General features: G+C 72.9%; 13 protein-coding genes. 7 read left to right on the top strand and 6 right to left on the bottom strand.

Annotated features, from left to right (window positions below; all coding sequences use genetic code 11):
- Positions 1 to 8 precede the first annotated feature (8 nt).
- From AC3IX6_RS35560 to AC3IX6_RS35575, 4 genes are all read left to right on the top strand, one after another.
- Positions 9 to 461, top strand: coding sequence for a roadblock/LC7 domain-containing protein (locus AC3IX6_RS35560; RefSeq protein WP_489367384.1), 453 nt, complete (start codon positions 9 to 11; stop codon positions 459 to 461).
- An 89-nt stretch (positions 462 to 550) separates the two neighbouring features.
- On the top strand, positions 551 to 925 hold the full coding sequence (locus AC3IX6_RS35565; protein WP_489367385.1) for a hypothetical protein: 375 nt from the start codon (positions 551 to 553) through the stop codon (positions 923 to 925).
- Positions 926 to 1,087: 162 nt separating this feature from the next.
- Entirely contained in the window at positions 1,088 to 4,651 is a 3,564-nt protein-coding gene (locus AC3IX6_RS35570) for a bifunctional glycosyltransferase/CDP-glycerol:glycerophosphate glycerophosphotransferase (RefSeq protein WP_489367386.1), read from the top strand.
- Positions 4,652 to 4,773: 122 nt separating this feature from the next.
- Complete coding sequence (locus tag AC3IX6_RS35575) at positions 4,774 to 5,256, top strand: VOC family protein (RefSeq protein ID WP_489367387.1); 483 nt, start codon at positions 4,774 to 4,776, stop codon at positions 5,254 to 5,256.
- A gap of 68 nt (positions 5,257 to 5,324) precedes the next feature.
- Here the strand turns inward: AC3IX6_RS35575 and AC3IX6_RS35580 are convergent, their stop codons facing one another.
- Together AC3IX6_RS35580 and AC3IX6_RS35585 are read right to left on the bottom strand one after the other, a co-directional pair.
- Positions 5,325 to 6,065 (bottom strand): SIR2 family NAD-dependent protein deacylase, encoded by a 741-nt coding sequence (locus AC3IX6_RS35580; protein WP_489367388.1) that lies wholly within the window; start codon positions 6,063 to 6,065, stop codon positions 5,325 to 5,327.
- Between the two features lie 47 nt (positions 6,066 to 6,112).
- Positions 6,113 to 6,943 carry an AAC(3) family N-acetyltransferase gene (locus AC3IX6_RS35585; RefSeq protein ID WP_489367390.1) on the bottom strand — a complete coding sequence of 277 codons (831 nt, stop codon included), beginning with the start codon at positions 6,941 to 6,943 and terminating at the stop codon, positions 6,113 to 6,115.
- On the opposite strand from AC3IX6_RS35585, the gene AC3IX6_RS35590 reads away from it, so the two are divergent.
- Both AC3IX6_RS35590 and AC3IX6_RS35595 read left to right on the top strand, forming a co-directional pair.
- Positions 6,894 to 7,649 carry an ATP-grasp domain-containing protein gene (locus AC3IX6_RS35590; protein WP_489367391.1) on the top strand — a complete coding sequence of 252 codons (756 nt, stop codon included), beginning with the start codon at positions 6,894 to 6,896 and terminating at the stop codon, positions 7,647 to 7,649. The two genes, AC3IX6_RS35585 and AC3IX6_RS35590, sit on opposite strands and share 50 nt — an antisense overlap.
- 41 nt (positions 7,650 to 7,690) lie before the next feature.
- Complete coding sequence (locus tag AC3IX6_RS35595; RefSeq protein WP_489367392.1) at positions 7,691 to 8,560, top strand: GNAT family N-acetyltransferase; 870 nt, start codon at positions 7,691 to 7,693, stop codon at positions 8,558 to 8,560.
- 2 nt (positions 8,561 to 8,562) lie between these two features.
- On the opposite strand, the gene AC3IX6_RS35600 is transcribed toward AC3IX6_RS35595, so the two are convergent.
- The 4 genes from AC3IX6_RS35600 to AC3IX6_RS35615 all read right to left on the bottom strand — a co-directional run bounded on the left by AC3IX6_RS35600 (position 8,563) and on the right by AC3IX6_RS35615 (position 11,078).
- Positions 8,563 to 9,006, bottom strand: a complete 444-nt coding sequence (locus tag AC3IX6_RS35600; protein WP_489367394.1) for a subtilase-type protease inhibitor — start codon at positions 9,004 to 9,006, stop codon at positions 8,563 to 8,565.
- Positions 9,007 to 9,191: 185 nt separating this feature from the next.
- The gene (locus AC3IX6_RS35605; protein ID WP_489367395.1) at positions 9,192 to 9,650 is read right to left on the bottom strand and encodes a cyclic nucleotide-binding domain-containing protein; all 459 of its coding nucleotides are present in this window, start codon (positions 9,648 to 9,650) and stop codon (positions 9,192 to 9,194) included.
- Positions 9,651 to 9,870: 220 nt separating this feature from the next.
- Complete coding sequence (locus AC3IX6_RS35610; RefSeq protein ID WP_250739249.1) at positions 9,871 to 10,173, bottom strand: hypothetical protein; 303 nt, start codon at positions 10,171 to 10,173, stop codon at positions 9,871 to 9,873.
- 197 nt (positions 10,174 to 10,370) lie between these two features.
- The gene (locus AC3IX6_RS35615; RefSeq protein ID WP_489367396.1) at positions 10,371 to 11,078 is read right to left on the bottom strand and encodes a maleylpyruvate isomerase family mycothiol-dependent enzyme; all 708 of its coding nucleotides are present in this window, start codon (positions 11,076 to 11,078) and stop codon (positions 10,371 to 10,373) included.
- A gap of 82 nt (positions 11,079 to 11,160) precedes the next feature.
- Between AC3IX6_RS35615 and AC3IX6_RS35620 the strand changes: the two genes are divergently transcribed.
- On the top strand, positions 11,161 to 11,616 hold the full coding sequence (locus tag AC3IX6_RS35620) for a MarR family winged helix-turn-helix transcriptional regulator (RefSeq protein WP_489367397.1): 456 nt from the start codon (positions 11,161 to 11,163) through the stop codon (positions 11,614 to 11,616).
- Positions 11,617 to 11,777 lie beyond the last annotated feature (161 nt).

Raw genomic sequence — 11,777 nt, forward strand, 5'->3', positions numbered from 1 at the left:
GGTCCGACATGAGTACGGTGCCCGCCGAAGCCGAGGCCGAGATACTCGCCGAGCTCCGACGGCTGCGGGCCCGCGTCCCGCAGCTCGGCGGGGCCCTCGCCGCGAGCGTCGACGGCCTGGTCCTGGCCCACGACAGCGCCGCCACCGAGGCGGAATCCGTCGCGGCCCTGACCGCCGCGGCCCTGGGAGTGGCCCAGCGGCTCAGCGACTGCACCGGACAGGGCGGGTTCCGCGAGCTGCTCGTGCGCGGAGAGGACGGCTACGTCGCCACCTACGCGGCGGGCGACGCGGCCGTGCTGACCTTGATCGCGGAGCCGCGCGTCAACGTCGGACGGCTCCACCTGGAGGCCCGCCGTTCCAGCCTGCGCATAGCGGAGCTGATCGACCACAGCCTCGGCCGCCGCGGCCCGGCCCCGGATACGGCCCCCGGCGCGGGCCCCGGCACCGGCCGGGGCTCCTGACCGACCTCGGCTCCCCCCGACCCCCCTCGATCACGTACGTCCGTACCGAACGAAACGCCACAGGACACCGAAAAGAAAGAGGAACACCCATGGCCAACGTGGAGACATCGCTCAAGGAAGCCACCACCAGCATCGACGGCGTGCTCGGCGTCGCCCTGGTGGACTGCAGCAGCGGTATGGCCCTCGGCACCATCGGCGGCGGAAAGGACCTCGACCTCACGGTCGCCGCCGCGGGCAACACCGACGTGGTGCGGGCCAAGCTCCGCACGATGGAGATGCTCGGCCTGAAGGACGAGATCGAGGACGTCCTCATCACCCTCGGAACCCAGTACCACCTGATCCGGCTCCTGAAGGGCCGGGGCTCCGCGGGACTCTTCCTCTACCTGGCGCTCGACAAGACGCGGGCCAACCTCGCGATGGCCCGGCACCAGCTGAAGAAGATCGAGGCAGAGCTGGAAGTCTGATCCGATGACAGCGAGGTGGCGGGCGGCTGAATTCATGGCCGCCCGCCCCGGCGGCTTCTCACTTATGTCCGAGACGACCGGATTTTATCATCTCGTTACAGAGTAAGATGCTGTAATCGGCTGATCATCAATATTGTTAGTAAGCTGGAGAACTCGCCGCCCATGCCCCCGCGCCTGAGTATCGTCGTCCCCGTCTACAACGTCGAGCTTTACCTCGACGAGTGCCTGGAGTCCATCGCAGCACAGACATTCGACGACTTTGAAGTCGTGCTCGTCGACGACGGATCCACCGACGGCAGCGCGGCACTCGCCCAGGCGTTCGCCGACCGCGACGACCGCTTCCGGGTGGTCCTCCAGAAGAACGCGGGACTCGGCGCGGCCCGCAACGTGGGCGCCCGCCACATCACCCCGGGCAGCGAGTACCTGGCCTTCGTCGACAGCGACGACACCATGCCGCCGTACGCGTACCAGCGCATGATCGACGCCCTCGACGAGACCGGCTCCGACTTCGCGGCCGGCAACGTCAAGCGCTTCCGCTCCGTCGGCATGCAGCAGTCCTGGGGCCACCGCGTCGCCTTCGCCGCGACCCGGCTGAAGACCCACATCTCCAAGTTCCCGGCGCTGGTCACCGACCGCACCGCGTGGAACAAGGTCTACCGGCGCAGCTTCTGGGACGAGCACGCCTTCCAGTACCCGGAAGGCATCCTCTACGAGGACGCCCCCGTCTCGATCCCCGCGCACTACTTCGCCAAGAGCGTCGACGTCATCGGCGAGTGCGTCTACCACTGGCGCGTCCGCGAAACCGGCGAGCGCTCCATCACCCAGCGCTCCACCGACCCGGTCTCGGTCATCGACCGCGTGACCTCCGTCCGCCTGGTCCGCGAGGCCCTCCAGGGCAAGCAGGGCGCCGCCTATACCCGCTACCTGCGCGACTACGACCGCAACGTGCTGAGCGAGGAACTCCCGCTCATCTACAAGTACGTTCCCGAGGCCGGCGCCGAATTCCGTGCCGCCTTCGCCAAGGAGGCCGGCGGCCTCGTCCGGGAGATCGGCCCCGGGCTGTGGCCCGACCTGACGGTCGCCGACCGGCTCAAGGCCTACCTCGCCGCGGAGGGCCGGATCGAGGAGTTCGTGGCCCTCGTCCAGCACCAGCGGGACTTCACCTACAGCGTGCCGGTCAAGGGACTGGCCCGCCCGCAGGCCGACTACCCGTTCCTCAAGGCGCCGGTCCCCGCCAAGGTCCTCACCCTCGGCCCGCGCGAACGCCGCGTCGTCAGCCGCGTCGAACAGGCCCACTGGGCCGACGGCAAGCTGCTGCTGCGCGGCTACGCCCTCCCCGGACACCTGGGCGCCGAGAGCCGCCTCGGCTCGCGCAAGATGCTGGTCTTCCGCGAGAACGGCAAGCGCCGCCGGACCGTCGTCACCACCCGTACGGTCGCCTCCCCGATGGCCACCGTCAACTCCCCGCACCTCGCCCTGCGCCACGCCGACTGGGCCGGGTTCACCGCCGTGATCGACCCCACCGCCTTCCAGACGGGCGGCAAGTGGAACGAAGGCGTGTGGAGCACCTCCGTCGCCGTCACCGGCGCCGGCGGACTGCACCGCGCCCGGCTCAAGGGCGGCGAGCACGACAGCGGCCAGAACCCGCCCGCGCACTGGGTCGCCCCGGACGTGCGGATCGTCCCCAGCACCAACGGGACCTTCAGTGTCCAGGTGGAGATCGTCCGCGCCCGCGCCCTGGACGTCCGACCGGCCGGTGACGACGCCGTGGAGGTGGCGGGCGAGCTCGCCGCCGAGGTCGGCGCCGGAGCCGCCCTGCGCGCGGTGCACGTCTCCACCGGAACCGTGCTCACCTTCCCGCTGGAGACCGCCCCCGCCGTCACCGGCGGCCGGATCCCCTTCACCGTGCGCGTCCCGCTGGCCGACCTGGCCGCCGTCCCGGACGCCCCGGTCGTGCCCGGCGAGTGGACCCCGGAGCCGTGGACCCTGTCCGTGACCGCCGCCGGCGGTGCCCAGCACCGGCTGGCGCACGACGAGCGCGCCGGATTCGCCGGACTGGTCCTCGCGCTGCCCGGGGAGGAGCCCGGCCGGACCCTCTTCGCCAAGCGCGGCACCACCGGACACCTGACCCTCTCGGTCCAGGTCTCCCCGCCGCTGGTCGACACCGTCGAGGCCAAGGACGGCGCGCTCACGCTCCGGGGCCGGTTCGTCGCGCCCCTGGACGAGCCCTACGAGCTGGTCCTGCACGACCCGACCGGCCTGGAGTTCAGCTACCCCGTCACCCGTGACGGCGACACCTTCGAAGCCTCCTTCGAGCCGGTGCTCCCCGAGAGCCGGGCCGGCCGCACCCCCCTGCCGCAGGGCCGCTGGTGGCCCACGCTGCGCCCGGTCTCCCAGGGCGGAAGCACCGCGGGCCTGCTCGGCGTCGACCGGGGCGCCCCGCTGCAGTTCGCCCCGACCGCCCTGCAGGCGGGACCGCACGCCGTCACGGCCCGGGGCCGCCGGATACGGCTGGAAGCCCGCCTGTACGACCGCGTCGCGCTGATCGCCGACCCGATGATCAGCCCGCACGACCGCTCGCGCTACGCGCAGCGGATCGCGCGCGACGTGACGTACCCGGCGCAGAGCGCCCTCCCGGTCAAGGACATCGTGGTCTACGACTCCTTCCAGGGCCACGGCGCCGGAGACTCGCCGCGCGCCGTCCACGAGGAGCTCCTGCGGCGCGGCGAGAAGCTGGAACACGTCTGGCTGGTGCGCGACGGCCGGGCCGAGGTCCCGGAGACCGCCCGCGCGGTCCAGTACGACAGCCTCGAATCCTGGGACGTGCTCGCACGGGCCCGGTACTACGTGGTCAACGACAGCGTGCCGCGCGCCTTCCGCCGGCGTCCCGGCCAGACCGTCGTGCAGACGTGGCACGGTACGCCGCTGAAGCAGATCGGCCACGACTTCATGCACGACTACTACACCAGCCCCGAGGTGCTGGACGCGCTGGAGCACGACAGCGCGCAGTGGTCGCTGCTCGCCTCCCCGGGCTCGTACGCCACCCCGGTCCTGAAGCGGGCGCTCGGCTACGGCGGCGAGGTCATCGAGTCCGGCAGCCCGCGCACGGACGCGCTGGTGCGGCCCGACGCGGAGCGGATCGCCGAGGTCCGCCGGCGGCTCGGCCTGCCGGAGGGCAAGAAGGTCGTCCTGTACATGCCCACGTGGCGGGAGAACCGCCTGGGCTGGACGGTCACCTCCGGCTACAAGCTCGACCTGAAGATCGACCTGGACGCGGCCCGCCGTGAGCTCGGCGAGGACCACGTCCTGCTGATCCGCGGCCACCACAAGGTCACCGAGCAGGTGCGCGAAGGCGTCCGCGACGGGTTCGTCGTCGACGTGTCGCGCTGGCCCGACGCCACCGACCTGCTGCTCGTCGCCGACGTGCTGATCTCGGACTACTCCTCCGCGATCTTCGACTTCGCGCACACCGACCGGCCGGTCCTGCTCTTCGCGTACGACCTGGAGCACTACCGGGACACGCTGCGCGGGTTCACCTTCGACCTGGAGAAGAAGGCCCCCGGCCCGCTGCTCAGGGATTCGGCGAGCCTGATCGAGGCCGTGCGGAACGTGGACGCCGTCGGAGCGGAGTATGCGCAGGCGCGTGCCGCGTTCCGCGAGGAGTTCTGCGACCTGGACGACGGCCAGGCGGCCCGGCGGGTCGTCGATCGCATGCTCGAGATGTAACTCGCAGGAGTGCATTCCGGACCGGATACGGACCGGCCCCGGCCCCACCGATGACTTTCGGGGCCGGGGCCGGTCTGTATGTGCGGGACGGATCACCCGCCCCCCGCACTCCGGAGGCAGTCATGGCGAGCAACCCCTTTACCACCTGTCTGTGGTTCGACGGCGCGGCGGAGGCCGCCGCCGACCACTACCTGTCGATCTTCAAGGACGGCAAGCGCGGCCGCGTCGGCCTTCGTCCCGAGCACAGCGGCGGCGTCGCGGGCGAGGTCATGGTCGTCGAGTTCGAGATCAACGGCCAGAGGTTCGTCGGCCTCAACGGCGGCCCGCAGTTCCCCTTCACCGAGGCCGTCTCCTTCCAGATCCACTGCGCCGACGACGCCGAGGCCGACTACTACTACGAGGCGCTGACCGCCGACGGCGGTGCGGAATCCGCCTGCGGCTGGGTCAAGGACAAGTTCGGGCTGTCCTGGCAGGTCATCCCGGCCGGGGCCATCGAGCTGATCTCGGACCCCGACCCGGGACGCGCCGCGCGGGCGTCGGCCGCGATGATGAAGATGAAGAAGCTCGACGTGGCGGAGATGCGACGGGCGGCCGACGCGGGCTGAGGCGGGCCGGGGACGAAACGGGTTGCCGGGGCCCGGCGTGCGGGCCCCGGCCGGGTCGGAGGAGCGCGTCAGAGAAGGGCGCCGTCCGCGGCGATCCGCGCCAGCAGGGCGGGCAGCGCCGTCCCGATGGGCTCGCGGATCACCTCGTCGGCGAGCGGGTCGTACGGGGTCTCCTCCGCGTTCACGATGATCAGGCGGGCCCCCGCCTCCGCGGCCATCCCGGCCAGTGAGGCCGCGGGCTGCACCTGGAGCGTCGAGCCCACGGCCACGAAGACCTGGCACCCCTTGGCGACCGCGACGGCCCGGGCGAGCACCTCGGGGTCCAGCCGCTCCCCGAACATCACGGTCGCCGCCTTCAGGATCCCGCCGCACGCGAGGCAGGCCGGATCCGGCTCCCCGGCGGCGACCCGGGCCAGCGCCTCGTCCATACCGGTACGGGCACGACAGGCCGTGCACACCACGGCCCGCGCCGTGCCGTGCAGTTCGAACACCTTCCGGGCGGAGGTCCCGGCGAGCTGGTGCAGCCCGTCCACGTTCTGCGTGATCACCCGCAGCGGGACCCCGGCACGCTCCAGATCGGCGACGGCGAGGTGCGCCGCGTTCGGCCGCGCACCCAGCGCCCCGATCTCGGCGCGCATCAGCCAGGACCGGCGCCGGATCTCAGGATCGGCCATGTAGGGCGCGTAGGTCACGAGCTTCTCGGCGTCGGGCTCCCGGCGCCACAACCCCTGCGGCCCCCGGTAGTCGGGAATCCCCGAATCGGTGGACATCCCGGCCCCACTGAACACTGCGACGAGCGGCTTTCCCATGGCGCCGACTCTAGGCAGCCCGGGCGGCGTTCTCCACGGGGTTTCGGCTAGCGCGCGAAGTCCGCACCGGAGTCCGCGTCCGCGCCCCCGTCCACGTCCGTGCCCCCGCCCCCGTCCGCGTCCAGCAGTTCCTGGAGGCGGGGGACCGCGAAGTCGACCAGGGCCGGGACGGGCAGGAGACGGCACACCGCGCTGCCGACCCGCGACGGACGGATGCCCGCGTGCCGTTCGAAGTCGGGGCCCACGACGGGGAAGTGGGTGTCGTTGTCGTTGCCCACGTCCGGGGTCTCGACCCAGACCCGCTCGCCGGCCACTTCCATGGGGAAGCGCCGCACCCGCAACCGGGGGCGGGGCGCGAGGGACTCGACGTAGTGCAGGAAGGAATTCCGGTTGTGGCCGACCCCGATCAGCAGGATGTGCGCACCCAGGTCGTGCAGCCGGCCGAACGGCGAGGTGCGCCCCAGTGCGAAGCCCGGCGACTGCCCCGCCGTGACCTCGGCCGCGCGGGCGCCCACCGCCGCCACCGAAGCCTGCGGATGTCCGCTGCGCAGACTGTCGGGGAGGGACCGCAGCGCCTCCGGTACGGCGCCGAGCGCACGCGTGACCGGCAGTCCCGGGTGGAACAGCGGAACCGCGGCCCGGCGTGCCGAAACCGCCGCGTCCGGTGCTCCCACGTGCTCCGGGTCAGGATCGGCCACCTCCCAGGTGAACGCCGGGACGGCCACCGTCCCGGCCGGACCCACGGCCTCGCGCAGGCTCGCCACCACCGTCGCGGCCCCTCCCTCGACCTGTCCGAGCGCGGACAGCGAGGCGTGCACCATCAACGTCATGCCCTCGCCGACGCCGGCCTCCCGCCAGCCCGCGACCAGCTCGTCCATCCCGAGCACGAACGCCCTCCCCGCTGTCCGGCCGCCGGCGGGCCGGTACGCCGACCTCGACGCGGCCCTGCGCGAACGCGGCGGTGCGCTCCGAGTCACCCCGGACGCGTACCGGCGGGCCCACGAACTCCCCGGCTGGTACGAGGCGTTCGCCGGGCTGACCCCGCCCAGCCGCTGGCTGGCGACGCCCCCGGGGGAGACCCCGGACCCGGCCCGGCTCGCCGACGCCGCCGGGGCCCTGCCGTCCCGTGCGGGCATCGTCAAGGACTACGTCAAGTCCCGCAAGCACGAGTGGGCCGAGGCCTGCCACCTCCCCGACCTCACGGACCGGGCCGCCGTCCACCGGGTGGTGAACCGGTTCGTGGAACTCCAGGGCGAGGACCTGGCCGGCGGGGTGGTGCTGCGCGCCTTCGAACCGTTCACGGCGGCCGCGGGCGTGGCCACCGAGGTGCGGGTCTGGTGGCGGGACGGCGAACCCCGGCTGGTCACCGCCCACCCCGACAGCCCGTACGCCGAGGCCGCGGCGCCGGACCTCGGACCGGTGCGGGCCGCCGTCGCGGAGCTCGGCTGCGCCTTCGTCACCACGGACCTCGCGCTGCGCGAGGACGGGGTCTGGCGGGTCGTGGAGGTGGGCGACGGGCAGGTGAGCGATCTGCACCGGCAGGCCGATCGCGCGGCGTTCGTCCGCCTCCTGACGGGCGGTTGAGCCCACCGGTGCGCCGTGACGGATCTGGTACAACAGCGGACATGACGGGATTGACTGGATTCGAGATCAACGGCGCGAGCGCCGCCGACATGGCGCTGCTCCGGGACTGGGCCGACGAGGAGGGCTGGAACCCCGGGGACTCCGACCGGTTCGCGTTCGCCGTCGCCGATCCGGGCGGATTCCTCGTCGGGCGGCTCCGCGGGGAGCCCGTCGCCTGCATCTCGGCCGTCCGGTACGGCGCCGGATTCGGCTTCATCGGCTTCTACATCGCCCGCCCCGAGGTCCGCGGCCAGGGCTACGGGATCCGGCTGTGGAAGGCGGGGATGGAGCGGCTCGACGGGCGGCTCGTCGGATTGGACGGGGTGGTCGAGCAGCAGCACAACTACCGCAAGTCCGGCTTCCGCTCGGCCTGGAACAACGTCCGCCACGAGGGGGTGCCGCGGCCGGCCGGGGACCTGCCGCGGGAGACGGCGCCCGGGGTGCGGATCGTGGACGCGGCCACCCTGCCCTTCGGGCAACTCGCCGCCTACGACCGGAGGTTCTTCCCCGCGCCCCGTGACGCCTTCCTCGCCGCCTGGATCGGCATGCCCGGCCGTACCGCCCTCGCCGCGGTCCGGGACGGTCGGATCGAGGGGCTCGGAGCCGTCCGTCCGGCGAGCGGCGCCTCCCGGATCGGCCCCCTCTACGCCGCCGACCCGGCCGTCGCCGCCGCCCTGCTGCTCCGGCTCGCGGAACGGACCCCCGACGGCAAGGTCGCCGTCGACGTGCCGGACGCCCATCCGCGAGCCGCGGCCCTGCTGGGCGGACTGGGCCTGACCCCTGCGTTCGAGACCGCCCGGATGTACACCGGCCAGGAGCCGGACCTCGACCTGACCGGCATGTACGGGGTCACGAGCCTGGAACTGGGCTGACCTCAGATGGTGAAGACCGTGCCGGTGCTGTTCCACAGCGCGCACGGGTTCGCGTAGGTGTACGTGTAGTTCATCCGGCGGCCCTGCCACACGCCTTCGGCGGTGAGCGTCACCGGGCTCCACTCCCGGGTACACGCCGCGTCGGGGCGCGGCTCGGCGAGTGCGTCCAGGTCGGGGGCGTGGGCCTGTAACTCGGCGCAGGCGGCATCGGGGTCCGGGTGGGTTCCGCCGGGCCGGGGCGCGCAGACCAGGGTGACCGCGCGCAGCACCGTACCGCTCACCGCGTCCTCGCCGTCGGTGACGCTCAGGACGAGCGCGGACGGGGCGTACAGGCTTTCGCCGCCGGTGGGCGCGGCTCCGGCGGCGCCCGAGCCGGCCAGGGCGGTGAGGGCGGTGAGCCCCATGGCGGCGGACGACAGTCCCAGGGTCCTGGTGATGGATCGCATGTCGAACACTCCTCGCGTCGTTGCGTCGGATAACGGACGCGAGTCTTGCCCATGCGGAACCGGAACGCCCGTTCGCACCTCTACTTCTCGTCACGCAGCGCGCACGCATGACCGCAGACCGCAGCCGTCGGGGGGTGGCTGACCTGTGGGGGAGCGGTCGGCGGAATCGGCCCGAACCCCCCGGGTCAGCTCGCCGCGAGGCGGGGGGCGTACGTGTCCATGAGGCGGGTCCGGGTCTGGTGCAGCCGCAGTGCGAGGACCCGCCCGACCCAGTGGCCGAGGGCGGACCCGAAGGCCGGATCGGCGTCCATGAGCATCCGTACGGTCGTGGCGTCGAACTCGTACGCGCGGACCGGTGTCATGGCCTCGGCGCCCAGCTGCCACACGTACGGCGGGAACAGCCACGACCAGCCGACCAGTTCTCCCGGGCCCAGGCTCTCGATGGGGGTGGGCCGGCGGCCCGGAACCGGGATCTCCAGGGTCACCGTGCCGGAGCGCACGATCCAGAAGGAATCCGCCCGGGTTCCCTCGTCGAAGATCCGTGCGCCCTCGCGGAAATTGACCTCACGGGCGTGGGACATCAGCCGTCCACGGTGCTCGGTCGACAGGACGGCAGCGATCCGGATGGGGGAAGGTGTGCTCACGACGGCCTCCGATCGGGACCCCCCGCTCCACCCAGTGTCGCCGACGCCGGGCCGAATCCGAGGTGTCCGCCTCCGGTGGATTGTCCGATTTTCGGCGATGCAAACCCCCGGGGCCCAGGGGGCCGCCAGAAGCGCGGCCCGGCTCCTCCCCGGCGCTCCTGTCCGGCTGCTCCCCGGGTCGTCCCGTCCACCCTCCGGTGACTCCGCGATGACTACGCCGTCACTCCTCGGCGCCGGCCTCCAGGCAGGCCAGCTCCATGGCGTCGAGGACGGCCTCGTGGCTGCGCCCGCTCAGTTCGGAGACGTTCTCGATCTGCGCCGTCGCCCAGGCCGCCAGGGTCATCACCAGCACGCGGAGCCCGTCGGTCCCGTACTCCGCGAGGACCTCGTCGGCGGTGTTCATCGCCTCCTCGGGCACCTGCTCCGGTGGTTCGAGCCCGGCCAGGCCGCGGAGCAGGGTCAGGGTGCGGCGGGAAATCTCGGGGGTCATCCTCGCCAGCCGCGTGTCTTCTTCGTCGCTCATCCCGCTCCGCCCCTCCGGTCCCGCGCCCGCGTACGTCCCCGGGCGTGCGCTCCTGCCCGTGCCTGTGCCGTCCCCCAGGGCACCGTAGAGGGGCGCGGGCCCGGGTGGGGCGGCAATCGCCAGAACGGGCCCGGCGTCCCATGTTCCGGACGGATGGATGGATGGGCGGTACGGGCCCTCGTGGCTGCCCGCCCGCCTCAGGCCCGGTGTGCCCCCGGGGCGGCGAGCCGCTCCGTGAGGGCGGGCAGGCCCGGTCCGGACAGGAGGGGCAGGGCCGCCGTGTCCCGGCCGGTGACCAGGAGGAGGAGCGCCGAGACCGGGCCCTCGACCGTGCTGCCGGTGCTGCCGGTGCTGCCGGTGCTGCCGGGGTCACCGGCGCCGGCCGTCCAGTCGCAGTCCGTGGCGGTGAACCGGAAGCCGGCCAGGCGGCGCCGGGCGCGGAACGGGAACCCCATGGACCAGGCCCGCTGCGCCGCGGTCGCCGCCGCCTCGGCCGGCATCGCGCGGGCCCGGCCCAGCGGGACGGCGATGTCCTGCCCGTGCACCAGGACGTCGATCAGCGGCTCCAGGTGGGTCACCCCGGGCGCCTTGCGGCGGGATCCGGCCATCGCGCGCAGCCGGGGCGCGAAATCCGCCACCGGGTGTGCGGCCTCCCGCACGGCCGTGTCGTGGATCATGCGGTCGAAGCTGCCCCGGGCGCGGACCGCGGCGACGAGGGCCGGGAAGACGCCCAGGTGGGCGAGGGTGAGGTGGGCGGCGACCTCGCGCACCCGCCATCCCGTGCACAGGGACGGGGTCTCCCACTCGGAGGGGCTGAGGTCGTCGAGCAGACCGGCCAGGGAGAGCCGCTCGCTGTCGATGGTCCGCCACACGTCGTCGGGGCTCATCCGGGCCGTTCCGGTCATGTCGATCGACCTCACCTGGTATCGGTCAGTCTCTCTGACTAATATTGGTCAGAGAGACTGACCGAGTCAAGGGTGGTGCGAGATGGCCGGGGCCGAATCCGGGGCCGAGGAGGAACTCAATCTGGGTCTGCTGTGCTTCATCGCCTACCGGGCGATGGAGACGGACGTCTTCGAGGCGCTCGCGCAGGCCGGATACGCGGACTTCACCGTCGCCCAGGGCAGGGTCTTCGCCCGCATCGGACCGGACGGCACCCGGCTCACGGACCTCGCCGACCAGGCCCGGATCACCAAGCAGAGCGCCGGCTTCCTCGTCGACCAGTTGGAGCGGGCCGGCTACGTCCGCCGCACCCCCGACCCGACCGACGCCCGTGCCCGGCTGGTCCGCGTCGCCCCCCGGGGCGCGGCCGCCGTGGCCGTCGCGCGGGAGGCGGAGGCCCGGGTCGAGGGGGAGTGGTCCCGTCACCTCGGCGCCGAGGACACCGCGCTGCTCCGCAGCGCCCTCACCCGCCTCCGCGAGGTCGCCGACCCCTACCGGTGAGCAGGGTCCGGGCCCCGGGGCGGGCGGGACCGGTGCGATTCGGCATCCGATGGGTCAAGTGCGGTGAACGGAGGCGGGATTCCGCCTAGGGTGCCCGTGGCCACGGCCGTGGACATCCGTACGATGATTTCCGGCCACTCCGTGTGCCGCGCTCCGTACTT

The sequence above is a fragment of the Streptomyces sp. GL_141 genome, assembly GCF_057834385.1.

What these genes read in the sequence shown, in the direction of transcription:
- AC3IX6_RS35560 (WP_489367384.1), top strand. Translation starts at nt 9, where the DNA reads ATGAGTACGGTGCCCGCCGAAGCCGAGGCCGAGATACTCGCCGAGCTC.
- AC3IX6_RS35565 (WP_489367385.1), top strand. Translation starts at nt 551, where the DNA reads ATGGCCAACGTGGAGACATCGCTCAAGGAAGCCACCACCAGCATCGAC.
- AC3IX6_RS35570 (WP_489367386.1), top strand. Translation starts at nt 1,088, where the DNA reads ATGCCCCCGCGCCTGAGTATCGTCGTCCCCGTCTACAACGTCGAGCTT.
- AC3IX6_RS35575 (WP_489367387.1), top strand. Translation starts at nt 4,774, where the DNA reads ATGGCGAGCAACCCCTTTACCACCTGTCTGTGGTTCGACGGCGCGGCG.
- AC3IX6_RS35580 (WP_489367388.1), bottom strand. Translation starts at nt 6,065, where the DNA reads ATGGGAAAGCCGCTCGTCGCAGTGTTCAGTGGGGCCGGGATGTCCACC.
- AC3IX6_RS35590 (WP_489367391.1), top strand. Translation starts at nt 6,894, where the DNA reads ATGCCCTCGCCGACGCCGGCCTCCCGCCAGCCCGCGACCAGCTCGTCC.
- AC3IX6_RS35585 (WP_489367390.1), bottom strand. Translation starts at nt 6,943, where the DNA reads ATGGACGAGCTGGTCGCGGGCTGGCGGGAGGCCGGCGTCGGCGAGGGC.
- AC3IX6_RS35595 (WP_489367392.1), top strand. Translation starts at nt 7,691, where the DNA reads ATGACGGGATTGACTGGATTCGAGATCAACGGCGCGAGCGCCGCCGAC.
- AC3IX6_RS35600 (WP_489367394.1), bottom strand. Translation starts at nt 9,006, where the DNA reads ATGCGATCCATCACCAGGACCCTGGGACTGTCGTCCGCCGCCATGGGG.
- AC3IX6_RS35610 (WP_250739249.1), bottom strand. Translation starts at nt 10,173, where the DNA reads ATGAGCGACGAAGAAGACACGCGGCTGGCGAGGATGACCCCCGAGATT.
- AC3IX6_RS35615 (WP_489367396.1), bottom strand. Translation starts at nt 11,078, where the DNA reads ATGACCGGAACGGCCCGGATGAGCCCCGACGACGTGTGGCGGACCATC.
- AC3IX6_RS35620 (WP_489367397.1), top strand. Translation starts at nt 11,161, where the DNA reads ATGGCCGGGGCCGAATCCGGGGCCGAGGAGGAACTCAATCTGGGTCTG.